This window comes from Nonomuraea maritima (genome assembly GCF_900100395.1).
Classification (GTDB): domain Bacteria; phylum Actinomycetota; class Actinomycetes; order Streptosporangiales; family Streptosporangiaceae; genus Nonomuraea; species Nonomuraea maritima.
In genome coordinates this window covers 447,498-471,789 of record NZ_FNFB01000002.1, presented here as the reverse complement: position 1 = coordinate 471,789, position 24,292 = coordinate 447,498, and the positions used below count along the sequence as shown (strand labels likewise).

Genomic DNA, 24,292 nt, shown 5'->3' with positions numbered 1-24,292 from the left:
GTGCGAGATTAGTCATTACGAGAAGAAAGTCAACCCCCTGCCGTGAGCCTCCATCGGCCCGAAGACAACCCGCTGCGCGAGCTGATCGCCAGCAAGCTGGACGAATTGCCACCCGCGGAAAGGCGGGTCGCCGAGTATCTCCGCGACCACGCGCACGAGATCATCTTCGCGACCTCGGGCGAGATCGGCGCGGCCACCGGCACCAGTGACGCGACCGTGATCCGCACCGCCAAGGCGCTCGGCTACTCGGGCCTGCCCGAGCTCAAACGCGAGGCGAGCCGGCAGGCGATCGGCGGCACCCGGCCCTCGGCCCGGCTGCGCAGCCGGATCGACAAGGCGGGCCAGGAGATCGAGTCGCTGATCGACCACGTCTTCACCGAGGCGGGCGAGCGCATGCTGGAGACCCGCCGGCTCATCACCGAGGAGGACCTCGTCGCGGCCGTCGACCTGCTCGTGGGCGCACGCGAGATCGTCAGCTTCGGCCTCGGGCCGTCGGAGATGTGCGCGCACTACCTGACGCTGCGGCTGCGCCGCCTGGGCCGCCAGGCCCGGCTGGTCAACAGCACCGGGTTCCGGCTGGCCGACGACCTGCTCGGCCTGCAGGAGTCGGACGTCATGGTCCTGTACGTGCCCGGCCGCCTGTTCAACGACGTGTTCATCCTGCTCGACCACGCGCAGGCGGTGGGCGCCCGGGTGCTGCTGTTCACCGACTCGTTGCTGCCGATCCTCGCCGACCGCGTGACGCTCAGCCTGACCGCCGTGCACTCCGGGGCCGGTTACACCGGCGAAGGGCTCAGTGCCCTGCTGCTCACCGACTGCCTGCTGCTCGGCGTCGCCGCGCGCGACCGCGACCGCGCCACCAACACCTCCGAACTCCTCAACTCGCTGCGCACGTCACTGACGCCGGAACCACGCAGGCGCACACCCCGCCGCCCCCGCGACCCAGAACAAGGAACTTCGTCGTGACCCCCGCGCCGTCCTGACGCGCGCGCCCGGTCAAGCTCCGGTCGCGCACGTCGGTCGCGCCGTCACGCCGGGCGGACGACCTCCTCGATGGCGTCAAGGGCGTGGTCGAGGTCGGGTTCGCTGATGACCAGGGGCGGGGCGATGCGCAGGGTGTGGCCGTGGGTCTCCTTGCACAGGACTCCACGAGTCATGAGCGCCTCGGCGGCCTGCCTGCCGCCGAGCCCGCCCGGCGCGAGGTCGACACCCGCCCACAACCCCCGTCCGCGGACCGCCTCGACGCCGTGGCCGACGAGCGTCGCGAGCCGTCCGTGCAGGCGCGCCCCGAGCGTGGCGGAACGCTCCTGGTACTCGCCGCTCGCCAGCAGCCGGACCACCGCGCGTCCGACGGCGCACGCCAGCGGGTTGCCGCCGAAGGTCGAGCCGTGCTCGCCCGGACGCAGCACGCCCAGGACGTCGGCCCGGCCCACGACCGCCGACACCGGCACGATGCCGCCGCCGAGCGCCTTGCCGAGCGTGTAGAGGTCGGCCCGGACACCCTCGTGGTCGAGGGCGAACACGTCTCCCGTACGCGCGAGCCCCGACTGGATCTCGTCGGCGATCAGCAACGCGCCCGCCTCGTCACAGAGCCTGCGGGCCTCGGCGAGGTAGCCCGGCGGAGGCACGATCACGCCCGCCTCCCCCTGGACGGGCTCCAGCAGGACAGCCGCCGTACGCTCGGTGATCGCACCGGCGAGCGCGCCCGCATCGCCGTACGGCACCACGACGAAGCCCGGCGTGAACGGCCCGAAGTCTGCCCGCGCGGTCTCGTCGGTCGAGAACGAGACGATCGTGGTGGTGCGGCCGTGGAAGCCGGACGCAGCGACCACGATCTCGCCGGTGCCGTCCGGGATGCCCTTGACGCGGTAGGCCCACTTGCGGGCTACCTTGATCGCCGACTCGACGGCCTCGGCGCCGGAGTTCATCGGCAGCACCATCTCGGTGCCCGTCAGCTCGGCGAGTTCCCGGCAGAACAGGCCGAACAGATCGTGGTGGAAAGCGCGCGAGGTGAGGGTGACGCGGCCGAGTTGCTCGGTCGCGGCGGCCACCAGCACGGGGTGCCGGTGGCCGAAGTTGAGCGCGGAGTAACCGGACAGCAGGTCGAGGTAGCGGGCGCCGTCGACGCCGGTGACCCACGCCCCCTCCGCCTCGGCGATCACGACCGGCAGGGGGTGGTAGTTGTGCGTGCTCCATCGTTCGTCGAGTGCGATCAGGTCGTCGGTCAAGGTGTTGGTACTGGACGCGAGGATCATGCCGGACAGGTTATAACCTTGTTCGATACCAGTTAGGTTATAACCTTGCGTCTCGGTCTCACCCTGAGGAGATGTCCCTGTGCCCGAACCGTCCCCGCTGAAATCGCCCGGTCGGCTCGACAGCTTCGGCGTTTTCGGCGAGCTGTCCGTGGGCTCGGCCCGGCACCGCGTCGCGCGCATCGACGGGCTCGTCACGCCGGGCATGCCGTACAGCATCCGCGTCCTGCTGGAGAACCTGCTGCGCCACGAGGACGGCGAGCGCGTCACGCGGGAGCAGGTCGAGGCGGTGCTGGCGTGGGGCACGGACGGGCCGTCGGGCGCGACGGTCGACGTGCACCCGTCCAGGGTGTTCCTGCACGACACCAACGGCGTGCCGACCTTCGCCGACCTCGCGGCGATGCGGGACGCGATGCACGCCATCGGCGGCGACCCGGCGGTGGTGAACCCACGGATCCCCGCGGAGCTCGTGGTGGACCACTCCGTGATCGCCGATGTGTTCGGTTCGCCCGACGCGTACGAGCGGAACGCGGCGCTGGAGTACGAGCGCAACGCCGAGCGCTACCGGTTCCTGCGCTGGGCGAAGTCGTCGTTGCGCAACGTCCACATCGTGCCGCCCGGCAAGGGGATCATGCACCAGGTCAACCTGGAGCACCTCGCGCGCGTGGTGGTGGCCGACGCCGGCTGGGCCTACCCCGACCTGTGCGTCGGCACCGACTCCCACACCACGATGATCAACGGCATCGGCGTCCTCGGCTGGGGCGTCGGCGGCATCGAGGCCGAGGCGGCGATGCTCGGTGAGTCGCTCAACATGCCGGTGCCGCCGGTGGTCGGCGTACGGCTCACCGGCGCGCTGCCCCGGACGGCCACCGCCACCGACCTGGTCCTCACGATCACCGAGGTGCTGCGCGCGCGCGGCGTCGTCGGGAAGTTCGTGGAGTTCCACGGTGAGGGGGTGCGGGCGCTGTCGCTGCCCGACCGGGCGACGATCGCGAACATGAGCCCCGAGTTCGGCTCCACGTGCGCGTACTTCCCGGTGGACGAAGAGACGATCCGCTACCTGCGCTTCACCGGGCGCACGCCCGAGCACGTGGCGCTCGTCGAGGCGTACGCCAAGGCCCAGCGGCTCTGGCACCGGCCGGACGACGTGGCCGACTACACCGAGACCGTCGAACTCAACCTCGGCGCCGTCGAGCCGTCGGTCGCCGGCCCGCACCGCCCCCAGGACCGGGTCCCGCTGTCGAAGGTCGGGCAGCGGTTCCGGGCGGAGGCGGGCGACAGCTCGCCGCCCGTCCCTGAGCAGCCCGTCCGTGAGCATTCCGTCCCTGAGCCGGCGGGCGGGTTGCGGCACGGGGTCGTGGGCATCGCTGCGATCACCTCCTGCACGAACACCTCCAACCCCACGGCGATGGTGACCGCCGCGCTGCTCGCCCGCAACGCGGCGCGGCGTGGGCTCCGGAGCAGGCCGTGGGTCAAGACCACCCTGTCGCCGGGCTCGCGGGTGGTGACGGCTTACCTGGAGGCCGCCGGGCTCACGCCGTACCTGGAGCAGTTGGGGTTCCATCTGGCCGGGTACGGCTGCATGACGTGCATAGGCGCGTCCGGCCCGCTGGTGCCGCAGGTGCAGGAGGCGGCCCGCGACGGGCTCACGGTCGCCGCCGTGCTCTCCGGCAACCGGAACTTCGCCGGACGCATCAACCCCGACGTACGGCAGAACTACCTGGCCTCCCCGCCGCTCGTCGTCGCGTACGCGCTGGCCGGCACCGTGGACACCGACCTGACGTCCGAGCCGCTCGGCCATGCGCCCGACGGGAGCCCCGTGCGGCTCGCCGACGTGTGGCCCTCGCCGGAGGAGGTCGCGCGGGTCGTGGAGACCGTGATCACGCCGCGCATGTTCGCCGAGGCGTACGAGGACGTCCTCGTGGGAGACGTCCGGTGGGAGAACCTCGAACAGCAGAGGGCCGACCGGTTCCGCTGGGACCCCGGCAGCGACTACCTGCGGCGCCCGACGTTCTTCGACGGGATGTCGCCGGAGCCGTGGCCCGTGGCCGACATCGAGGGCGCGCGCGTCCTCGTGATGCTGGGCGACACCACGACCACGGACCACATCTCGCCCGCCGGCGCGATCCCGGCCGACTCCCCGGCGGGCCGCTACCTGAGCGGACGCGGGGTGGCGCGGCGCGACTTCAACACCTACGCCTCGCGGCGGGGCAACCACGAGGTGATGGTCAGGGGCACCTTTGCCAACGTACGGCTGCGCAACCAGCTCGCGCCAGGGGTCGAGGGCGGGTGCACGGCGAGCTTCGCCGAGGGCGGCCGGCTGCGCACGGTGTACGACGCCGCCATGGCCTACCGCGAGGCGGGCACCCCGCTCGTCGTCCTCGGGGGCGCGCTCTACGGCTCCGGCTCGTCGCGCGACTGGGCCGCGAAGGGCCCGGCGCTGCTGGGCGTGCGGGCGGTCCTCGCGGAGTCGTACGAACGGATCCACCGCTCGAACCTGATCGGGATGGGCGTGCTGCCCCTGCAGTACCGGCCGGGCGAGAGCGCGCGGACCCTCGGGCTGAGCGGTCACGAGGTGTTCGACATCCGGGGGCTGACCGGCCTGGACGGCTCGGCGACGAGCGTGACGGTGAGCGCGGACGGCAAGGAGTTCGACGCGATCGTCCGGCTCGACACCGACAGGGAACGGGAGATCTACCGCCACGGCGGGATCATGCGACTGGTCCTCCGTACCTTGATGCCGTAGGTTATAGCCTGTATCGGCCCAGCCGCCGAGCGGATACCGGCGCCGCCTCGCCGGGTACGGCGTCGGCACCCGGTTCGACCGGCAGGCTCAGCGACGAACGGGACCCCTGACATGTACTCCACCAAGGGCGACTTCGCCTACGAAGCGCTGCGCAACCGCATCCTCTCCCACGAGTACGGCCCCGGCACGGTGCTCAACCAGGCGATGCTGGCCCGCGACCTCGGCATCAGCACCACCCCGCTGCGCGAGGCGCTGCGCCGGCTCAAGTCGGAGGGGCTCGTCGAGCTCGACGCCCACCGCGACGCGCGGGTGACGGACCTGTCGGCCGAGGAGGCCCGCGACCTGCTGGAGATGCGCCGCGCGCTCGACCCGATCGCCGCCTCGCTGGCCGCCGAGCGGCGCGCCACCGCCGACATCGCCGCCATGCGTGCCGCGTTCGCCGAACTGGAGCCGCTGTCCGACCGGCCCGAGGTGGTCGACCTGGTGACGCACCGCAGGTTCCATCGCGCGATCTACCTGGCCTCGCACAACGAGTTGCTGATCGGGACTCTCGACGGGCTCTGGGACAAGGCCGACCGCTACCGCCTGGTCGGCCTGAAGGAGCGGCGCGACCAGGCGCAGCGCGACGAGACGGCTGCCGAGCACGAGGCGATCCTGGACGCGGTCGTCGCCGGAGACGGCGCCTTGGCCGCCGAGGTCATGAGCCGGCACATCCGCAGCAGCCTCGGCGCGAAGGCGCTCACCCGCCTGTCGAACCGGCCGCGATAGTGCCGGCCCCCGCGCCCGCCACCGGCCCCGCTCTCGTGTCCGTCCCCATGCCCGGTGCTGCGCCTGTGGGCGACGTGATGCTGTTCGGCGACAGCATGCTGGCCAGGTTCACCAAGAACCGCATCCGGCAGCTGGAGAGCGAGCTGGGCCCGACGGCGACGGTGTACAACTGCGCGGCGGGCGGCTGGGACAGCTCCGACGGCGTGCGCCGGGCCCCGCTGCTGGCCCGAGCCGGCTGGGACACCGTCGTGCTGTCGTTCGGCGCCAACGACTGCGCGCCGTGGAAGCGCGTACCGATCGAGCAGTTCGCCGAGAACGTCGCCGCCGTCGCCAGGACCTTCAGCGGCGCCCGCCTGGCGGCGTTCCTCCCGCCCCGGATCGAGGAGACCGGCCCGCCCGGCCACCCGCCGCGCACCAACCGGGAACTCGACGCCTACCGTGAGGCGCTGCGGGCCGTCGTCGGCGCCGACGCCTGCCTCGACACCGCCCGCCTGCTCACCGGAGGGCTGGAGGCCGACGGGCTGCACCTCACCACGGGCTCCTACACTGCGCTGATACCGGAGCTCGCCCGCGTCATCGCGCACGGCACGCCGTCATAGAAAGGCCCGAGCATGACCCAGTTCGCCATCGCAAGCCCGCACCACCTGGCGACGCAGGCCGGGCAGGACGCGTTCCGCGCCGGAGGGACCGCGGTCGACGCCGCCATCGCTGCCGCCGCGGTGCTGACCGTCGTCTACCCGAACAACGTGGCGCTCGGCGGCGACCTGGTGGCGCTCGTCCGCACGCCCGACGGCGCCGTCCGCTGCGTCAACGCGACCGGCCCCGCACCGGCGCGGCAGTCGCTGGAGCGCCTGCGCCGCGTCCACGGGGAGGAACTGCCGCTGCGCCACATCGACACGGTGTCGGTGCCGGGCGGCGTACGCGGCTGGGCGTCGCTCAGGACGTTCGGCGCCCGCCTGGAATGGGCGGACCTCTTCACCGCCGCCGTCCGCCTCGCCGAAGAGGGCGTGCCGGTCGCCCGCTCCGTCGGGGCGTCGATCGCGGAGAAGCGCGACGTGCTGGCCGCCGACCCAGGCTGCGCGGAGGTGTTCCTGCCCGGCGGCACCCCGCTCGCCACCGGCGACCTCCTCGTGCAACCGGCGCTCGCCCGGTCGCTGGCCGAGCTCAGGGACGGAGGGCCCGACGCCTTCTACACCGGCCCCCTGGGACGGCGCCTGGTGGAAGGCCTCGCCAGGCTCGGCTCCCTCATGACCCCCGACGACCTCGCGACGTTCGAGCCCGAGATCACCGAGCCGCTCTCCGGCGCGTTCCGCGACCACACGGTGCTCACCAGCCCGCCCAACACGCAGGGTTTCTCCCTGCTGCGGGCGCTCGACCGGGTGCGGCGCCTCGGCGACCCCGGCGACATCCTCGCGGCGGGCGCGGGCCGGCTCGCCGCCGTCTTCGAGGAGTCGAACGCCGTACGCGACCTTTCGCTCGCCGACCCCAGGTTCGCCAAGGTGGACGCCGACGAGCTGATCAGCCGTGACCTCGACCCCGGGGAGCGCCCGCCGGGGCCCGCGCGGGCCGGCGGCGACACGGTGGGCATCTCCGCGATCGACTCCGACGGGTACGCGGTCTCCCTCATCCAGAGCGTCTTCAACTCCTTCGGCGCGGCCGTGCTGGAGCCCTCTACCGGGATCCTCATGCAGAACCGCGGACGGTCGTTCTCGCTCACCCCCGACGACCCGAACGTCTTCGAACCGGGCAAGCGCCCCCGCCACACGCTCATGCCGGTGCTCGTCACCAAGGACGGCGAGGTCGCGTGGGTGAGCTCGACGATGGGCGGGCACGGCCAGCCGCAGATCCACGCCCAGCTGCTGCTGCGCTCGATGGCCGGCGAGCCGCCCGCCCAGGCCGTCGACGCCCCGCGGTGGATCGTCGGCGTGCAGGAGAGCGGCGACACCGCCAGGACCGTCTACCTGGAGGGCGACGTGCCGGACGAGGCCGCCCGGTCGCTGGCGGAGCACGGGTTCGTCGCCAAGCCGGTGCCGCCGCACGACGAATGGCTGGGCCACGCGAACCTCATCGCCGTCGCCCCCGACGGCGCTTTCACCGCCGCCTCCGACCCCCGCGCGGACGGCTCAGCCGCGATCGGCCGCACCTGACCCGCCGGGCATTGCTCACACCAGGCGTTCGTCCACGCCGACGGCGCCGACGCCGCTGGTGAAGATGCCGCCGCAGTAGCCCTGCGACTCGCCGTACGCGCCGGGTTGCAGGGTCACCCACTCGCCGACCACGTCGGGCGCCAGCCCGCAGACGACCACCGCGCGGAACCTCCACGTCTGGCCGGTGGGGTTGGTGCATGAGGCGATGCCGAGATCGTTGTCCTGGGCGTGGACGAAGGTGTCGCACCGCAGGTGGGTGGCCGCCGCCGCGGGCTGCGCCGACAGCCCGGCCGACAGCAGCGCGAACGACCCGGCCGCGGCGGCGACGCGCATCGCCTTGAACATGAGCCCTCCAGGAGATCGTCATTCACTCTGCGTAGCCGATCGTACGCACAGTGCGACGACACGCCCAGTGCGGTGAGGGCTTCGTGGCCGCGCGGTCAGGGCTCCTGGAGGCGGCGGATCATCGCCTGCTTGGCCGCCGTGAACTCGTCGTCGGTCAGCACACCGGAACGGTGCAGCGCGCCCAGCTCGGCCAGGCGGCGCAGCACCGCGTCGTGCACGTCGTCGGAGACCGGCGGCGGCGCGGGCGGCAGCTCAGGAACCTCACGAGGCAGACGGGCGAGCACGGCGGCGGCCACCAGCGCGGTCGCGCCGCCGTACCGCTGGATGCCCCAGGAGACGCAGTGGACGTCCTTGTCCGGCGACAGCGCGGGGCCCTCGCCCTTGACCCGGAAGCGCAGGTTGCCGTACGCCATGCCGGACTGCGGCTTCCACTCGACGCCCACGAGGTCGCGCAGCGATAACTCCTGCGGCCCGGCCGTCTCCTTCACCGTGCTCGCGAACGCCGACCACTCCAGCCGGACGCGCTCGCCGTCGAAGAAGACCGTGCCGTCGCCCGCCGTGGCCGAGATCGGCACCTCGGGCGGGGGCACGAGGTAGTCCTCGCACGGCCCGCTCGGCGTCTGGTAGACGAGCAGCATGTCGCGAACCTCGTCGGCGAAGTACTCGGCGGCGCCCACCCGGGGCTTCGGCACCGCCAGCCGGTACGGGTCGGCGGGCGCGTGCAGGGCTCCCGCCACCACGTCGTGCAGCGCGTCGGCCCCCTTGCGCAGCCGCAGCCTCAGGTGGCCGCCCTTGCGCGAGGGTTCGAACGTGGCGCCCGCGATCGCCTCCAGCGGCACCCGCACCTCACCGAGCGTCTTCCGCAAATCGTGGACGTCCCGCCCGCTGCCGGGCACGATGTGCAGCACTTCCCCGGAGAACGTCCAGGACCCGTCCGGTACGGCGAGCTCGGCCATAGGCTCAGCCTAGGGGACGCCAGGGGACGATCACAGGTGCGAGCGACGACGAGGAGCGGAATGCGGACCTTCACGAGTTGGCCGTCCTGGGCGCACGCCGAGGAGCCTCTGGCGCGGGCGCTCCCGGCGTCCACCGTCGACGACCTGCGCCGGGCCGTCGCGTTCGCGGCGCGCCGGCACGGCGCGCAGCAGCGGCCCACCGGGCGCCCCTACCTGGAGCACCTGCTGGAGGCGCTGCAGGTGGCGGTGACGGGAGCGGAGCTGCGTGAGCGTGACGTCCTGGTCTCCATCGTGCTGCACGACGTCCTGGAGGACACCTCGTGCACGGAGGGCGAGGTGGCGCGGGCGTTCGGCGCCGAGGTGGCGGCGTTCGTCCGGTGGGTGACCAGGCCGGACGGCACCGCGAAGGCCGACCACCTGGCCGCGCTCGCCAGGGCGCCGCGGCCGGCCGTGCTGGTGAAGCTGGCCGACCGGGCGAGCAACGTGCAGGAGCTGGAGCGGATGCCGTGGCGGTTCCAGCGGCGCTACTACCTGGAGACCGTCGCGTACGTGCTGCCGCTCGCGGGCGTCCACCCGTGGTTCGCGGAGTGGTTCGCGCAGTGGCGGGAGCGCTGGCGCCGGGTGGAACGCTGGCCGGCATGACCCGCCCGTCCAGGAAGCGCCGTGCTGGGCGGGATCGCGCGTCCCATGGCGGAGGCGGCGGGTCGGGCCTACGCTGCTCTGCATGCGCAATCGGGTGATCGACGGCCGCTTCGAACTCCTGGAGCGGCTCGGCGGCGGGGGCATGGGCCTGGTGTGGCGGGCCCGTGATGTCGCCCTTGAGCGCGATGTCGCCCTGAAAGAGGTGCGTCCGCCCGACCCGTCCATGCACGAGCACAACCCAGCGGGCGCAGCCGAGCTGCGCGCCCGGGTGCTGCGCGAGGCCCGCGCGCTGGCCCGGCTGAACCACCCGCACGTGGCCACCATCCACCACATCGTCGACCCGGGCGAGCACGGCTACCCGTGGATCGTCATGGAGCTGGTGACCGGCGGCTCGCTGCAGGACCGCCTGGAACGCGGCCCGATGCCGCCCGCCGACGCCGCCCGCCTGGGCCGCGAGGTGCTGTCGGCCCTGCGGGCCGCCCACGCGGTCGGCATCCTCCACCGCGACATCAAGCCGGCGAACGTCCTGCTGCGCGAGGACGGCCGTTCGGTGCTGACCGACTTCGGCATCGCGGCCGTACGCGAGTCGACGAGCCTGACGGCCACGGGCGCGTTCATCGGCTCGCCCGAGTACATGGCGCCAGAGCGCATCAACGGCGTCGAGGGCGACCCGGCCTCCGACCTGTGGTCGCTCGGCATGATGCTGTACGTCGCCGTCGAGGGGCGGCACCCGCTGCGCCGGTCGAGCACGCTCGCGACGCTGGCGGCCGTGCTCAACCAGGACGTGCCGCCGCCGGAGCGCGCCGGGCCGCTCGGCCCGGTCCTGAAGGCGCTGTTGATCCGCGACACGGCGGCCAGGCCCGACATCGAGACCCTCGATCTCATGCTGGCCGCCGCGGCCGACCCCGGAGCGTCCGAGCCGCCGGGCCGGCAGCCGATCGGCGCGCCGCCCGCCTGGCAGCCGAACCCGTCGCAGGCCTCCTGGCGGCCGACCGGCCCTTCGCACCCGTCCTCGCCGCCCCCGATGGCGTCGCAGCCCGGCGGCGCGACGCCCGTGCCGGGGCAGCCCAACGGCTCGCGGCCTCCGGTCGGCCGGCCCCATGGGACCGTCCCGCCGGCCCAGCAGGGGCCGTGGGAGCCGACCAGGCCGCCCGCCCGGCGCCGTGGCGGCACGGGAGCGGCGGTGGCGGTGTCGCTGTCGGCGGTCGTGGTCGCCGGCGTGCTGGTCTGGCAGCTGATCCCCGCGCCCGACGTGGGCCGCACCCCGGCGGCCGCCCGGGTGACGCCGACCTCCGGTCCGGCCGCGTCGTCCTCGCCTCCGGCGTCCACTCCCGCTCCGGTCAACCTGCTGACCCCCGCGGGCATCCGCGACATGATCGCCAAGCTGAAGCCCGTCATCGGCGGCAGCAAGGTCGTCGAGATGGTGGTCTACCCGACGTACGCCTCCATCGACGTGCCGCTGAAGGACGACCCCGAACTGTACGACACGTACGTCTACCGCGACGGCGGGGTCGCCCGCGCGGGTCACGGCGGCAAGGTGGAAGCGCCGCTGGTCGACCTGGCGGGCTTCGACTGGGACACCGTCCCGCGCCTGCTCAAGCGAGCGGACAACGACCTGGGCGTGCCCAGGCCGACCAGGCGCTACCTCATCGTCGACCCCGACTACGCCTTCGCCTCGACGCGGCAGGTGCTGCTGGTGTACGTGTCCGACGACTACCGCTCGGGCTACCTCGTGGCCAACCCCAAGGGCAAGGTGCTGAAGCTCTACCCCGACGACTAGCAGATCTTGCGGTAGCCGCTCTCCGGGATCAGGCGGCTCCACTCGGCCTTGCTCAGCGGGCCGCCCGCGCGGGCGCACACCTCCTGCGCGGCCAGCGCCGGATCGACCGCGGTCTCGCGTACGGCGCCGTCGAGCGTCACGCCGCGCAGCCGCCTGCCGTCCTGGCTGAAGGCCAGGCCGCCCGCCCACGCGCCGACCTGTCCTGTCTCGCGCAGCGTGCGGGTGTCCCACAGCGACGTGCGCGTCGCGTCGACCGCGAGGAGGTCGCCCGCGGGGGAGAAGCGCAGCTCGTCGACCTGGGACGGGCCCGTCTCGATGGTGCCGAGCGACCGGCGGGTGCGGACGTCCCAGAGCAGCACCCGGCCGTTGCGCAGCCCGAACGCCAGCCGGCGGCCGTCGGACGAGAACGCGAGCGCGGTCGTCTCCCCTTGGGCGCCGGCCCTGGCGGCCCGTTCCAGCGGGGTGACCTGTCCCGTCCGCAGGTCGACCAGCCGCGCCCCGGCGGCCAGCGTCGTGCCGTCGGGGCTGAAGGCGAGGGCGGGATCGCCCGCCCCTTCGTACGCGGCGATCCGGTGTCCGGTGCGGACGTCCCAGGTCTCCAGGACGGAGCCGCGCGCGGTCGCGAGCGTGCGGCCGTCGGGGGAGAGCGCCACCGCGAGGACGGCGCCGCCCGCCGCGACGGAGGCCACCCGCCGGCCGTCGGCCACCTGCCACACGGTCACCGGGTCGCCCGCGACGGCCAGCAGCCGGCCCGTCGCGTCGAAGGCCAGGTCGCCGGAGGCGTCGATGCGGCCGAGCGCCCTTCGCGACACGGCGTCGGTGAGCTCGATCGCGTTGCCGACCTCCTGAGCCGCGACGCGGCCGTCGCCGGAGAACGCGGCCACGTGGTCGTCGCCGGAGGGCGACGGCAGGCCGGAGACGTCGAGGGAGACGACCGAGCCGGTGGCGGTGAGGTAGCGCAGCACGCGGCCGTCGGAGGAGAACGCGAGACCGCCGGCCTGGCCCCTGAGCGGGTACGCGCCGGTCAGGTGATGGTCGGCGACGTTCCATACCTGCACCTCGCCGTCGCCGGGCAGGGCGAGCAGGCGGCCGTCGGGGCTGAACGCGAGCCACCCGGCGGATGCGCCGGGCACGGTCTCGACGCCGTCCAGCATCTCGACGCCCCAGCCCGTGGCCTCCTGCTTCTGCACGACCGGTTCCCTGGGCGGGCTCTTCCCGGCGGCAGGGGCGGGGGTCAGCCGGGTGACGTGGAACTCGTGGAGCTCGTGCGGCTCGCCGTCCGCGGCCTTGGCATGCTGCACGCTCGCGGGCACCGCACCCGACGGCTCCATCGGCCTGGTCCTGACCGACGCGGGCTGGGGCGGCTGCGAGGACGCGGCCGGGCGCGGCGACGGCGTCTCCACGAGCGTGACGCCGTCGCGCCCGGCGACGGCGAGCGTGCCGCCGGACGGGCTGAAGGCCAGCGCGGGGGCCGCCGCGTCGGCCCCCGTGAGCGGCTCGACGCGGACGACGCCCGCCCGCGCCCGCTCGGGCGTGACCTCCCACAGCTCGACCTGGCCGTCCAGCGCGGACATGGCGACCGTGGACCCGCCGGGGGCGACCGCGACCCTGCGGTCGGTCACGTCGAACAGCACGCGCGTGCCGTCGTAGACGGTCGTCCTGTTGCCCTTGCTGATCGCGAAGACGGTCGCGCCGGGGGCCCGCCCGGTGGCCACCTCGAACGGCTTCCCGTCGGCCCCCTCGGCGAAGCGCCCGTCGTCGCTCACGGCCCTCGTCCCCGGCGGCAACGGGTACGACGCCGCCCGCCGCCCGCCCGCGACGTCCCACACGGTGACCGCGCCGGCGTCCCATCTGAGGAGGTCGTCGCCGTGCAGCCGATGGGTGCCGCCGGTGCCAGGGGCGGTGAAGACGGCGAGCTCCGGCTGCACCAGCGACGCCTGCAGCGCGACCCGCGCCTCCAGCTCGGGCGACAACCGCCACGCGGCCACGCTCAGCCGCATCGCGGTACGCGGGTCGGACGACCGCAGCGCCTCGGCCCGCGCCGCCACGGCCCGGGCGTCGGCCTCCAGGAGCCGGCCGCGCAGGTCGTTCTGCCCCTGCACCGACACCACGAACATGGTCACGGCCACCGCGAGCAGCGCCCCCATCGCCGCGAGCGACGGCGCGAGGAGCCTCCTGCGCTGCCTGGACATCGCCAGGCTGTCGGCGATGAAGTCGCGTTCGAGCTGGTTGAGCCGTACGTGGCGGCGCTTCGTCGCGGCCCAGCCGAGCGCGGCGTCGAGCTCACGGCCGCGCAGCAGCCGGCCGCGTCCGCGCCGGTGGTCGGACCAGCGGCGGGCGGCCTCGCGGATGCGGCGGTGCGCCGCCAGGCCGTCGCGTTCGTCGGCGACCCACCGGCGCAGCCGGGGCCAGGCCCGGTAGAGCGCGGCGCTGACGGGGGACACCCGGTCGTCGCTGACGGCGACCAGCTTGCCCACGGGCGTCTCTGCGGGCGGCACGCGGACGCTGCGGCGGACGACGAGGCCGCCCTCCATGAGGGGGCGCAGCACGTCGCCCTCGTCGTGCGGGCTGTCGCCGTCGAGCAGGCGCAGCAGCAGGCTCGGCACCTCCTGCTGCTGCGTGGGCGAGAGCGACAGGTAGACCAGCTCGGCCCGCTCGCCCAGTGACGGCGCCCGTACGTGACCGTCGGGCATGGACAGCTCGGTCGCGCTCTCGACGAGCAGTTCGGACGCCGCGGGCCGGTCGGCGGGGTCCTTGGCCAGCGCCCGTCCGACCAGCTCGCACAGGGACGCGGGCAGGCCGCTCGGGTCGGGATCGACGGCGAGCAGCTGGTGCATGACGCCGCCCAGACTGTCGCCGTGGAACGGGTCACGGCCCGTGGCCGCGAACATGACGACGGCGCCCCACGCGAACACGTCGGCCGCCGCGTCCGGCTCCTGCCCGGTCACGACCTCGGGAGCCAGGTACGTGTACGACCCGGCGAGGCTCGTCTCGGCCTCCAGCCCCAGCTCGATCAGCTTCGGACCGCCGGAGGCCAGCAGCACGCTGCACGGGTCGAGCCCTCGATGCGTCAGCCCTGCCTCGTGCAGCGCGCGCAGCGCCGAGGCTAGGGCGGCGGCCAGCGCCACCAGCTCGTCGCCCGTGTACGGGCCGTGCAGTTCGACGGCCCGCCGCAGATCGGGGCCGTCGACGAACTCGCTCACGAGGTAGGGGACGCCCGCGTCGGCGCCGGCGGCGACCACGCGCGCCAGGTGGCGGCAGGTCAGCTGGGCGAACCGGTGGGCCTCACGGGTAGGGGCGCGCGGGACGGTGACGGCGAACCGGCGGCCTTCGTCGTCGTAGGCGTCGTAGACGACGCCGCGCGCGCCGGCACCCAGCCTGGCGGCCAGCCAGAAGCCGCCAAGCCTTTCTGGATCACCGGGCACCAAGCGCATCGTCACTGCAGCTTAGATGCACGACACCACCCATTGGTTGGCAAAAACGACGTCACGGTGTCCCCCGCGCGCCTCGGGGGACCCGTGCGTCATGATCATTATGCCAGCACTCCCGATCTTGCCTGCCACTCGGGGCGGAGGATCGCCATGAGCACCGAGTCGTGCCAGGCGCCGTCCCACAGCAGGGAATCGCGTTCGACGCCCTCCACCACGAAGCCCGCCTTCTCGTAGACGTGCCGGGCCCGGTCGTTGAAGTCGAACACGTCGAGCCTGATGCGGTGCAGCGGCGTGGTGCCGAACGCGTGGTCGAGGACGAGGGAGATGGCCTCGCTGCCGTAGCCCTTGCCGAAGGCGCGCGGCCCGATCAGGGCGATGCGCAGGTTGCAGGACAGGTTGGCGGCGTCGAGCTCGTTGAGCACGACCTCGCCGACGTACTCGCCGCCGGCCATGATGGCGAGGTCGAGCCGGTCGCGCTGGTCGGCGCGGGTGGCGTACCACTGGCGGGCCGCCTCGTGGCTGATCTCGCCGTGCGAGCCGGTCAGCCGGGTGACCTCGGGGTCGGAGATGAGCTCGATCAGGCCGTCGACGTGCTCCGGGCCGGCCGGGACAAGGGTGACGCGCTCTCCGGTGAGCGTGGGTTTCGCAGCGAACACCCCCGTGGACTATCAGGTGTGCTCGCCTTCGGGCAAACCCATTTCGCGCAGCACGGCGTCGCGCACCTGCTCGGGGCGGAGCACACTGACGTCGCAGACCAGGTCCGCCACCTCGCGGAAGTACGGCTCGCGCCGGGCCCGCAGCTGCTTCGGGCGGAAGTGGGGACGGTGGTCGCCGGAGCGCATCCGCCTGGCCAGCACCTCGTCGGGGGCGTCGACCCAGACCACGAACGCCTTGCGCAGCGCCGCCCGCACATGAGGGTCCTCGACCGTGCCGGCCGCCGCCGCGATCACCTTCGGCTCGCCGTCCAGCGCGAGCAGGAGGTGCTCGGCCTCGTACCGGTGCAGCGCGTCGGCCCCTTCGCGGTCGGCGATCTGCGCGGCGGTGCCTTTGTGGGTGGATCTCAGGTACGGGTCGCTGTCGCTCAGCGGCAGCCCGAGCGCGTCCGCGATCAGGCGTCCGGCGGTCGTCTTCCCCGAACCCATCAGCCCGATTACCACGATTGGTTTGTTTTTCGTCATGGGGATAGAGGTTCCTTCGTGTCAAGGAGGTAAAGCTGATGACCATCGCCGGAGGCATCATCCTCATCATGCTCGGCGCGATTCTCACCTGGGCCGTCGAGTTCGACCTCGCCGGCCTCGACATCAACGTGGTCGGTGTCGTCCTCATGCTCGGCGGGCTGGTCGGACTCCTGTTCGGCCTCTACCGGATCAGCGTGGCGCGCAGGGCCGTCGGTCCCATCGACGAGCCCGTACGCCGCCACGAGATCCACGAGGAGCCCGAGGCCCGCCGGACGACCGTGTACGAGGAGCGGCGCCGCTACGACGAACCACCGCTGTAGGAGGTGAACCGGGATGCCAGGCGTCGAGGAACTGCCGTCGACGATCCGGCGTTCGCCGAAGAAGGCGCAACGGACGTGGATCAAGGCGCACGACTCCGCCGTGAAGGAGTACGGGGAGGGGCGGCGTGCCCACATGACGGCCTTCGCCGCGCTCAAGCACTCCTTCGAGAAGGTGGGCGACCACTGGGAGCCGAAGGGGAAGAAGGGGCCCTCGGACAAGGGCGCGACGGACCGGTCGGGGCGGACCGACGAGGGCGTCGACGCCAACGCCGGCAAGGGGCACCTGCGGAACCTGGCCGCCAGGCTGGGCATCAAGGGGCGGACGAAGATGAAGAAGCAGGAGCTGGTGGACGCCATCAAGAAGGCGAACCGCAGGCAGACCGCCAAGTCCCGCTGACCGCCCCGCCGGGCGGGCCCGTGTTTCCCCGAAGGCCCGACCGCCGACAGAGAGGGCGACGGCCCGAAGCCGTCGCCCTCTCTGCTGCCCGTAACGGGCCGGTGCCGGCACGGGCGCTCCTGCCTTGAGCGGTTTGCCGTGGGCGTGGTCCTCCACCTCGGTCGCGCCGGCGCCCTTGCGGGTCCTGGCCAGGATGACGGTCGGACGCCCGCGCGTGGCGCGGGCGTCGTCCAGCGCGTCGTCGATCCGGCGGAGGTCGTGCCCGTCCACCTCGATCGTGTGCCACCCGAACGCCCCGAACTTGCGCGCGTAGCAGTCCCTGGCCGAGCGAGCCGGTGGCGACGTCGACCCAGAGCAGCCGGGGCGTGGGGTGCCCCTCCAGGCGGCTGCCCCGGCGCCGGAACGTCAGCAGCTCCGCGTCGGAGATCGCTCCCGCCGCCTTTTCCGGCTCCGCCTGCCCGCGCCTGGTGCGCCTGACGTGACGCCGGGGGAGCGGGGGGAACCGGCTCAGGAGCGCCTGGCGCGCAGGGCGGCGAGGCCGGCCGCGGCCGCGCCGCCGGCGAGGGTGAGGAGCACCGGACGGCGGTGCCGGGAGAGCCAGAGCTGGGGGCTGCTCCCGTGCGAGCGGTGGTCGAACGTGCCGTGGGCGCCGTAGTCGGTGGACTCGTCGGCGGGCTCCCACAGGTTCGCCACCCCGGTCGGCTCCTTCTCGTCGGTCTGCTGGGACTTCGCGCCGGTCCTGGCCAGGTAGCGGTCCACCAGGGCCGGGACGGCCCGCTGGGCGAGGAGGGTGGCGACCGTGCTGGCGCCGACCCAGTACTCCTTGCGCTCGGGGTGCTCGGCCGCGTGCACGATCGCGCGCGCCGCGACCTCCGGCTGGTAGATCGGGGGTACGGGTTGCGGGTGGCCGCGGAGCTTGGACAGCACCCACTCGAACTGCGGCGTGTTGACCGCGGGGAGCTGCACGAGCGTGACGTGGATGCCGCTGTCGTCGGCCATCAGCTCGGTGCGGAGCGATTCGGTGAACCCCTTGATGGCGTGCTTGGCCCCGCAGTACGCCGACTGCAGGGGGATGCCGCGGTAGGACAGGGCCGACCCGGTCTGGACGATCGCGCCGGCGTTGCGCGGGCGCATCAGGTCGAGCGCGATCCTGGTGCCCCAGACGTAGCCGAGGTAGGTGACCGCGGTCGTACGTTCGTACTCCTCGGGCGTGATGTCCTGAAATTTGGCGAAAACCGAGGAGAAAGCGGTGTTGATCCATACGGAGATCGGTCCCATCTCCGCCTCGACGCTCTCGGCCGCGCTGCGCAGTTGCTCGTAGTCGGCGACGTCGGCCTCGTACACCCGTGCCGTGCCGCCCTGCACGCCGACGTCGACCGCCGCCGCGCCGAGGCCCGCCACCCCCCGGGCGATCAGGGCGACCCTGGCCCCCCGCGCGCCGAGTTCCCGCACGACGGCCCGCCCCACACCACCGCTCGCGCCCGTCACCACCACGACCCGCCCTCGAAGTGATGTCATGCCGCCGTCAGCCCGCCTCTCCGTCGCCGCGTCGCTTCTGCCGGCGTACCGCCAGCGCGATGTCGATGATCGTGACCACGGCCGCGGCGACCGCGATGCCGGCCATCACCGGCGCCCGCGCGATGATGCCCAGCACCGTGAACGCGAACAGGAAGACCAGCAGGAACGAACCCACCCTGATGTGCATCACGTCGCGGGGCGTCGCGGGCACCATGGCGTGGCCGCGCGCGTCCCGGTCCTCGTGCCACTTTCCGTTGTCATGCATGCGGCCCACCTGCCCGCGCCGTTTGCCGTTTAACGTCTCGGGTAGCCGCGCCAGGTGGCCGAACGAACTCCCCTTTACCCCGGCGACGACATCGACCTGCACGTCAGCGAGCAGAACGAGCCGGGCATCACCCGGCAGCGGCGTGGCCGCGGGTTCAGCTACGTCGGCCCGTTGGGGCAGCCGGTGCGCGACCGCGCGACGCTGGAGCGGATCAAGGCTCTGGCCATCCCGCCGGCCTGGAAGGACGTGTGGATCTGCGTGTCGCCCCACGGCCACCTCCAGGCGGTGGGGACCGACAGCGCCGGGCGGCGGCAGTACCGCTACCACGACGTCTGGCGCGAGCAGCAGGACAGGGCGAAGTTCGACCGGGTGCTGGAGGTGGCCGAGCGGCTGCCCGCGTTCCGCAAGGCCGTCGACGACCAGCTGAAGGGCCGCGGCCTGACCCGGCAGCGAGTCCTCGCCGCCGCGGCGCGGCTGCTCGACATCGGCTTCTTCCGCATCGGCGGCGAGAACTACGACACCTACGGCCTCGCCACGCTCAGGATGGAGCACGTCACGTGCTCGGGCGGCACCGCCGTCTGCGCCTACCAGGCCAAGGGGGACGCCCCGCGCGAGGTCGAGGTGTCCGACCCTGCCGTGTGCAAGGTGCTGCGCTCGCTGAAGGCGCTGCGCGTGGACGGCGAGCTGCTGCGCTACCGGTACGAGGGTGGCTGGCGGGACATCCGCAGCGAGGACATCAACGAGTACCTGCGCGACACCATCGGGTACGAGGTCACCGCCAAGGACTTCCGCACCTGGCACGCCACCGTGCTCGCGGCCGTGGGCCTCGCGGTGTCCAGGCCGGCGGGCCGGGCGGGGCAGGGCAGCAAGAAACGGGCGATCACCCGCGTGATGCGGGAGGTCTCCACGTACCTCGGCAACACGCCGACCGTGGCGCGGGCGTCGTACGTGGATCCGCGCGTGGTGGAGGCGTACGAGCGGGACAGGACGATCGCGCCCGCGCTCACCGAGCTCGGGGCGGACGTGGACGCCGGGCAGCTCGCCACGGCGGGCCCGGTCGAACGTGCGGTCATACAACTCATACGCGCTGTTTGAAGTCGTTTGATGTGCCCGCTCGGGGGCATGCGGCGACAGAAGAGGGAGGCGAGCGATGGAAGCTCCGCAGTACGTCGCGGCCCGCGTCCAGCAGGCGCTGGCCGAGGACGGACGCACGCACGAGCTCGGCATTCGCGTCGACATACGAGGCGACCAGCTGTTCCTGCGCGGCCAGGTCAGCGGGCCCGAGCAGCGCGAGCGGCTGGGGCTGGTGGCGCACGAGGCCGCGCCCGAGCTGCACGTGCACAACGAGATCAACGTCGTCGAAGCCACCGAGCCGGGGGAGGATGAGCATCTTGACTGACCTGCGCATAGCGGCTGTGGGCGACATCCACCTGGGAGAGGACGTCAGAGGGCACTACCGGAGAAGCCTGGCGGGCATCGAGGACCGCGCCGACGTGTTCCTGATCGCGGGCGACCTGACCCGGCACGGCACCCTCCAGGAGGGCAAGCTCGTGGCGGCCGAGCTGCGCGGACTGCCGATCCCCACCGTCGCGGTGCTCGGCAACCACGACTACCACTCCGACCTGGAGCAGGAGATCGCCGACGAGTTGCGGGACGCGGGCGTGATCGTCCTCGACGACGACGGCGTGGTGATCCAGGCCGGCGGGCGGAAGCTGGGCGTCGTCGGCGGCAAGGGCTTCGGCGGCGGGTTCGCGGGCAAGTGCGCCAGCGAGTTCGGCGAGCGGGAGATCAAGAACTTCGTCTCGCACACCAGGAGCATCGCCGAGGCGTGGCAGGCGGCGCTCAAGGAGATCGAGGCCGACCACCGCGTGGTGCTCTCCCACTACTCCCCGATCAAGGAGACGCTGGAGGGCGAGCCGCACGAGATCTATCCCTTCCTCGGCAGCTACCTGCTGGCCGAGGCGGTGGACACCGCCGGGGCCGACCTCATCCTGCACGGTCACGCGCACAAGGGCAGCGAGAAGGGCATGACGCCGGGCGGCATCCGGGTCCGCAACGTGGCGCTGCCGGTGCTCGGCAGGGCGTACGCGGTCTACTGCCTGACCTGCGCCGACGCCTAGGAGCTCACAGCACCCGTACGCACATCACGCAGACGTCGTCCTCGGCCGTCTCGGCCCCGAGCTTGCGCAGCAGGCAGTCGATCAGCTTCTCGAGGTTCTCGCATTCGTCGTGCTCGCAGAGGCCGGCCGCCTGGATGAGGGCGTCAAGGCCGGAGCCGAGGTCCCTGCCGCGCCGTTCGACGACCCCGTCGGTGTAGAACACCAGGAGGTCGTCGGGCTGCAGCTGGAGGCTGGACATGCCGTACTCGGTGGCGTCGAACGCGCCGAGCATGATGCCGGTCCTGCTCTCGACCAGCTCGGCCACGCCGTCCCTGACGAGGATGGGCGGGGGGTGCCCGGCGTTCGTCCAGGAGAATATCCGGTTGCCGGGGTCGAAGTGGCCGATGATGGCGGTGCTGGTGACCGTCACGCCCGATGAGTTGACGACGAGGTCGTTCAGCCAGGTGGCCAGCCGGCTGGGCGGCGCTCCCGTGTACGCCAGACCAGCGAGGCCCGCGCGCGTCTGGAGCATGACGCTCGCCGCGGTCAGCCCGTGTCCCATGGCGTCGCCGATGGCGATGAGCACCCTGCCGTCGGGGATGGTGCGGGCCTTGAACCAGTCGCCGCCCAGCCGCCACAGGTCCTCGCCCGGCAGGTAGCGCACCGCGACGGTGAGCCCCGGCAGGTCGGCGACGCCGCTGCGCACCGGCAGGATCGTGTTCTGCAGCTGGATGGTGATCCGGTGCTCCTCCTCGGCCCGCCGGCGCTGCCGCAGGGCCTGCTCGTGCGCCACGGCCAGGGCGCGTTCCCTGCGCCGGTTGTGCGTGACGTCCTGTGCCAGGCAGCGCACCTTGACCGGTACGCCGTTCGCGTCGAGGATCGGCTCGCTCAGCATGCTCAGGTGCCGTACGCCGTGGCGGTGCAGGATGCGGTACTCGGTCTCGACGGCCTCACGGAACTCCAGCAGCGAGCGCAGTTGCTCCTCGACGATCGGGAGGTCCTCCGGCACCACCGAGCAGGGCAGGTCCTCCAGCGGCATCGGGCCCTCGGAGCGGTCGCGGCCGAACATCTCGTACATCTGGGGGGTCCACAGCGCGCGGTCGGAGGCCAGGTTCCATTCGCCCCAGCCCAGCTCGGCCAGCCGCTGGGCGCGTTCCCATCCGGAGACGAGCAGCTCCTCCTCGTCCAGCAGCCGCCAGGCGGCGAGGACGCCGTCGTCGATCCGGGCCGCGCGTACGCTGAGCGTGGCGGGCCAGAGCACGTAGTCCCTGACCTCGACGTAGTCCATCGGCTCGCGCTGGAACGGCTCGCCGGTCTCGTAGACCGCGAAGTACTCCTCCAGCAGGCCCGAGCTCGCCGCGCCGGGGCTGATCGCGAGCAGGCGGCGTCCGACCAGGTCGGGTCCCATCCGGCCGGTCACCGTGGTGGCGCGGTCGTTGGCGGCGAAGACGCGGAAGTCCACGACGCGGCCGGACGCGCCGCGGATCGGCGTGAGGTAGACGACGGACGAGTGGACGACCTCCAGGGTGCCGCGCAGCCAGTTGGGCACCTCGGTCGGCTTCTTGACCTGGTCGGGCGGGCGCTCCACGCCCCGCGCGACCTCGACGAGTTCCATCCCGCTGTGCCGGGCCGACCGGGCGAGGTCCTCCGCGGCCTCGCTCGGACGGACGTTCAGCTTGATGGCCAGCCGGGCGGTCGCCTCGGCGAGGATCGCCTCGCTGCGCATGTGCTGCCGCAACCGTGCGAGCTGGTCGCGCACCCTTGCGGATGCGGCGCCGGTTTCGTAACGGATGAACGGCGCATATTCCGACACATGCGTCTATTGCCCTTGGCAGGGGAAATAAGAGGCTTACGTGCTGATATTTCAGTCAAAGGTGGTCAGCGTCGCTGGGCCGTTCTCGTGGACCGGCCCAGCGACGCCGGTCATGGGTGACGGAAAAACCGTGGCGACGTCCCTAGACATTGAAGATGCTGACACCACCGGGCCCGACGAGGAGCCCGAGGACGATCAGCACGATCCCCCAGAGGATGTCGCGCCTGGCCAGGATCACGTAGATCCCGGCGATGACGAGAATGACGGCGATGATCCAGAGCAAAGTAACCATGAGCTGCCACTGCCCTCAGCATCAGCGGCTTAACATGTTTCTCATCCCTTGCCAGGAACTGCCGCCTTTCTATGGCCTTCGGTTATTTCCTCGTCTCGGGCGTACAGGCGCTGTCGCGGACATCAGCAAGCCTTGAACTCGCCCTTGGTTAGTCGCCTCGGTGGCTGGACAGCGTATTCGTTGCATTCGCCCGCTGAAGGGATACCGGAATGAGGAAGCGCTGCACGCCCGCCACGTGCCTGCGGACCGCGGGGCTCTCGACGCTCCGCGCGGCACTCGCGCTCAACCTGGTGTGGATCGGACGGCTCAAGTTCGAGGACTACGAGGTCGAGAACATCCGCGCCCTGGTCACCTCGCATCCGATGTTCGCGCCACTCGTCACCAAGCTGGGCGAGCAGCGGCTCGCCAGGCTCATCGGCGTGGCCGAGATCGCGCTCGGCACGCTGATCGCGGCCAAGCCGCTCGCCCCTCGCGCCTCGGCGCTCGGCAGCCTCGGTGCCGCCGGGATGTTCGCCACCACGCTCAGCTTCCTGGCCACGACCCCCGGGGTCTGGCAGGAGAACCACAAGGCCCCGAAACTGTCCATCGTGGGGCAGTTCCTGATCAAGGACACCGTGCTGCTCGGCGCCGCTCTGGTGACTCTCGCCGACGCCCTGGAGGACGCCCGGTGCTGACGGCCGCCCGGGTTACCCGGAAGACCTCACGTTCAACGCCTACTTGACCATAGTTTGGGTAGCCCGACCGCATGAGCAGCCACGGGCACGCTGTCACCGATGCGATCTTGGACACGCTCAAGCGCGCCAGCTCCGGGCTGAAGGACCACGGAGTGAAGTTCGCGCTGGCGGGAGGCTGCGCCGCGTACGCCAGAGGCGCGGCGCCGTCGCTGCACGACGTCGACTTCGTCCTCACCGAGCACGACGTGCCCGCCGCCCTCGAAGCGTTGCGCGCCATCGGCTTCCAGACGGCCAAACCGCCCGAGGACTGGCTGGTCAAGGCGTACGACGAAGGCCGGCTGGTCGATCTGATCTACCGCGTGTCCGACCTGCCGATCACCGACGAGCTGCTCGACCGCGCCGAGCCGCTCAAGGCGTCGGCCGTGATCGTGCCCGTGCTGCAGGCCACCGACCTCGTCATCTCGTGGCTGCTGCCGCTGTCGGAGCACGCCTGCGACTACGGCGCGCTGCTGGCGCAGGTGCGCGCGCTGCGCGAGCAGGTCGACTGGCCGCGCGTGGCCGCGGTGACGGCCGACTCGCCGTACGCGACCACGTTCATCACCCTGCTGGAGCGGCTGGGCGTGCTCGACGGGCCCGTAAAGCCGTCGGGCGACCCCAAATGGCCGTGAG

24 protein-coding genes and 1 pseudogene are annotated in these 24,292 nt (G+C 72.5%); 14 read left to right on the top strand and 11 right to left on the bottom strand.

Annotation, left to right across the window (positions count from 1 at the left end; translation table 11 throughout):
• Positions 1–42 precede the first annotated feature (42 nt).
• On the top strand, positions 43–966 hold the full coding sequence (locus tag BLR04_RS05825) for a MurR/RpiR family transcriptional regulator (RefSeq protein ID WP_090760331.1): 924 nt from the start codon (positions 43–45) through the stop codon (positions 964–966).
• A gap of 62 nt (positions 967–1,028) precedes the next feature.
• Here the strand turns inward: BLR04_RS05825 and rocD are convergent, their stop codons facing one another.
• Complete coding sequence (rocD, locus tag BLR04_RS05820; protein WP_090760328.1) at positions 1,029–2,255, bottom strand: ornithine--oxo-acid transaminase; 1,227 nt, start codon at positions 2,253–2,255, stop codon at positions 1,029–1,031.
• A 79-nt stretch (positions 2,256–2,334) separates the two neighbouring features.
• On the opposite strand from rocD, the gene acnA reads away from it, so the two are divergent.
• The 4 genes from acnA (at position 2,335) to BLR04_RS05800 (ending at position 7,913) form a co-directional block, all read left to right on the top strand.
• On the top strand, positions 2,335–4,998 hold the full coding sequence (gene acnA / locus BLR04_RS05815; RefSeq protein ID WP_425413428.1) for an aconitate hydratase AcnA: 2,664 nt from the start codon (positions 2,335–2,337) through the stop codon (positions 4,996–4,998).
• Between the two features lie 111 nt (positions 4,999–5,109).
• Entirely contained in the window at positions 5,110–5,766 is a 657-nt protein-coding gene (locus BLR04_RS05810) for a GntR family transcriptional regulator (protein WP_090760326.1), read from the top strand.
• Between the two features lie 47 nt (positions 5,767–5,813).
• A complete protein-coding gene (locus BLR04_RS05805; RefSeq protein ID WP_143021968.1) occupies positions 5,814–6,365 on the top strand; it encodes a GDSL-type esterase/lipase family protein in 552 nt (183 codons plus the stop codon).
• 12 nt (positions 6,366–6,377) lie between these two features.
• Positions 6,378–7,913 (top strand): gamma-glutamyltransferase family protein, encoded by a 1,536-nt coding sequence (locus tag BLR04_RS05800; RefSeq protein WP_090760322.1) that lies wholly within the window; start codon positions 6,378–6,380, stop codon positions 7,911–7,913.
• A gap of 15 nt (positions 7,914–7,928) precedes the next feature.
• Here the strand turns inward: BLR04_RS05800 and BLR04_RS05795 are convergent, their stop codons facing one another.
• Together BLR04_RS05795 and BLR04_RS05790 are read right to left on the bottom strand one after the other, a co-directional pair.
• A complete protein-coding gene (locus BLR04_RS05795) occupies positions 7,929–8,258 on the bottom strand; it encodes a hypothetical protein (protein WP_090760320.1) in 330 nt (109 codons plus the stop codon).
• Between the two features lie 95 nt (positions 8,259–8,353).
• The gene (locus BLR04_RS05790) at positions 8,354–9,214 is read right to left on the bottom strand and encodes a DUF4429 domain-containing protein (RefSeq protein ID WP_090760318.1); all 861 of its coding nucleotides are present in this window, start codon (positions 9,212–9,214) and stop codon (positions 8,354–8,356) included.
• Positions 9,215–9,274: 60 nt separating this feature from the next.
• On the opposite strand from BLR04_RS05790, the gene BLR04_RS05785 reads away from it, so the two are divergent.
• A complete protein-coding gene (locus BLR04_RS05785) occupies positions 9,275–9,856 on the top strand; it encodes an HD domain-containing protein (protein WP_090760316.1) in 582 nt (193 codons plus the stop codon).
• An 82-nt stretch (positions 9,857–9,938) separates the two neighbouring features.
• The gene (locus tag BLR04_RS05780) at positions 9,939–11,636 is read left to right on the top strand and encodes a serine/threonine-protein kinase (protein WP_176902955.1); all 1,698 of its coding nucleotides are present in this window, start codon (positions 9,939–9,941) and stop codon (positions 11,634–11,636) included.
• Here the strand turns inward: BLR04_RS05780 and BLR04_RS05775 are convergent.
• From BLR04_RS05775 to BLR04_RS05765, 3 genes are all read right to left on the bottom strand, one after another.
• Positions 11,633–15,070 carry a WD40 repeat domain-containing serine/threonine protein kinase gene (locus BLR04_RS05775; protein ID WP_090760314.1) on the bottom strand — a complete coding sequence of 1,146 codons (3,438 nt, stop codon included), beginning with the start codon at positions 15,068–15,070 and terminating at the stop codon, positions 11,633–11,635. The two genes, BLR04_RS05780 and BLR04_RS05775, sit on opposite strands and share 4 nt — an antisense overlap.
• A 98-nt stretch (positions 15,071–15,168) precedes the next feature.
• A complete protein-coding gene (locus BLR04_RS05770; protein WP_090760312.1) occupies positions 15,169–15,723 on the bottom strand; it encodes a GNAT family N-acetyltransferase in 555 nt (184 codons plus the stop codon).
• A 12-nt stretch (positions 15,724–15,735) separates the two neighbouring features.
• Positions 15,736–16,209 (bottom strand): shikimate kinase, encoded by a 474-nt coding sequence (locus BLR04_RS05765; protein WP_245740041.1) that lies wholly within the window; start codon positions 16,207–16,209, stop codon positions 15,736–15,738.
• 74 nt (positions 16,210–16,283) lie between these two features.
• Between BLR04_RS05765 and BLR04_RS05760 the strand changes: the two genes are divergently transcribed.
• Both BLR04_RS05760 and BLR04_RS05755 read left to right on the top strand, forming a co-directional pair.
• Positions 16,284–16,565 (top strand): hypothetical protein, encoded by a 282-nt coding sequence (locus tag BLR04_RS05760; protein ID WP_090760308.1) that lies wholly within the window; start codon positions 16,284–16,286, stop codon positions 16,563–16,565.
• 13 nt (positions 16,566–16,578) lie between these two features.
• Complete coding sequence (locus BLR04_RS05755) at positions 16,579–16,962, top strand: ChaB family protein (RefSeq protein ID WP_090760306.1); 384 nt, start codon at positions 16,579–16,581, stop codon at positions 16,960–16,962.
• Between the two features lie 177 nt (positions 16,963–17,139).
• Here the strand turns inward: BLR04_RS05755 and BLR04_RS41630 are convergent.
• The 3 genes and pseudogenes from BLR04_RS41630 to BLR04_RS05740 all read right to left on the bottom strand — a co-directional run.
• A pseudogene (locus BLR04_RS41630) lies at positions 17,140–17,232 on the bottom strand (hypothetical protein); the annotation flags it as partial.
• Positions 17,233–17,469: 237 nt separating this feature from the next.
• Complete coding sequence (locus BLR04_RS05745) at positions 17,470–18,480, bottom strand: SDR family oxidoreductase (RefSeq protein ID WP_090760305.1); 1,011 nt, start codon at positions 18,478–18,480, stop codon at positions 17,470–17,472.
• 7 nt (positions 18,481–18,487) lie between these two features.
• The gene (locus BLR04_RS05740; RefSeq protein ID WP_143021967.1) at positions 18,488–18,745 is read right to left on the bottom strand and encodes a hypothetical protein; all 258 of its coding nucleotides are present in this window, start codon (positions 18,743–18,745) and stop codon (positions 18,488–18,490) included.
• A 54-nt stretch (positions 18,746–18,799) separates the two neighbouring features.
• Between BLR04_RS05740 and BLR04_RS05735 the strand changes: the two genes are divergently transcribed.
• The 3 genes from BLR04_RS05735 to BLR04_RS05725 are packed head-to-tail and all read left to right on the top strand — an operon-like array spanning position 18,800 to position 20,865.
• The gene (locus BLR04_RS05735) at positions 18,800–19,840 is read left to right on the top strand and encodes a DNA topoisomerase IB (protein WP_245740040.1); all 1,041 of its coding nucleotides are present in this window, start codon (positions 18,800–18,802) and stop codon (positions 19,838–19,840) included.
• A gap of 55 nt (positions 19,841–19,895) precedes the next feature.
• Entirely contained in the window at positions 19,896–20,144 is a 249-nt protein-coding gene (locus tag BLR04_RS05730) for a BON domain-containing protein (RefSeq protein ID WP_090760301.1), read from the top strand.
• Positions 20,137–20,865, top strand: a complete 729-nt coding sequence (locus tag BLR04_RS05725; protein ID WP_218128727.1) for a metallophosphoesterase family protein — start codon at positions 20,137–20,139, stop codon at positions 20,863–20,865. The genes BLR04_RS05730 and BLR04_RS05725 overlap by 8 nt, the downstream gene beginning before the upstream one ends.
• A 4-nt stretch (positions 20,866–20,869) precedes the next feature.
• Here BLR04_RS05725 and BLR04_RS05720 read toward each other — a convergent pair whose 3' ends face one another.
• The gene (locus BLR04_RS05720; protein ID WP_090760299.1) at positions 20,870–22,603 is read right to left on the bottom strand and encodes a PP2C family protein-serine/threonine phosphatase; all 1,734 of its coding nucleotides are present in this window, start codon (positions 22,601–22,603) and stop codon (positions 20,870–20,872) included.
• A 196-nt stretch (positions 22,604–22,799) separates the two neighbouring features.
• Positions 22,800–22,949 carry a GPGG-motif small membrane protein gene (locus BLR04_RS40460; protein WP_176902953.1) on the bottom strand — a complete coding sequence of 50 codons (150 nt, stop codon included), beginning with the start codon at positions 22,947–22,949 and terminating at the stop codon, positions 22,800–22,802.
• A gap of 209 nt (positions 22,950–23,158) precedes the next feature.
• On the opposite strand from BLR04_RS40460, the gene BLR04_RS05715 reads away from it, so the two are divergent.
• Positions 23,159–23,623 (top strand): YkgB family protein, encoded by a 465-nt coding sequence (locus BLR04_RS05715; RefSeq protein ID WP_090760297.1) that lies wholly within the window; start codon positions 23,159–23,161, stop codon positions 23,621–23,623.
• Positions 23,624–23,694: 71 nt separating this feature from the next.
• Positions 23,695–24,291 carry a nucleotidyltransferase gene (locus tag BLR04_RS05710; RefSeq protein WP_090760295.1) on the top strand — a complete coding sequence of 199 codons (597 nt, stop codon included), beginning with the start codon at positions 23,695–23,697 and terminating at the stop codon, positions 24,289–24,291.
• Position 24,292: the final 1 nt, after the last annotated feature.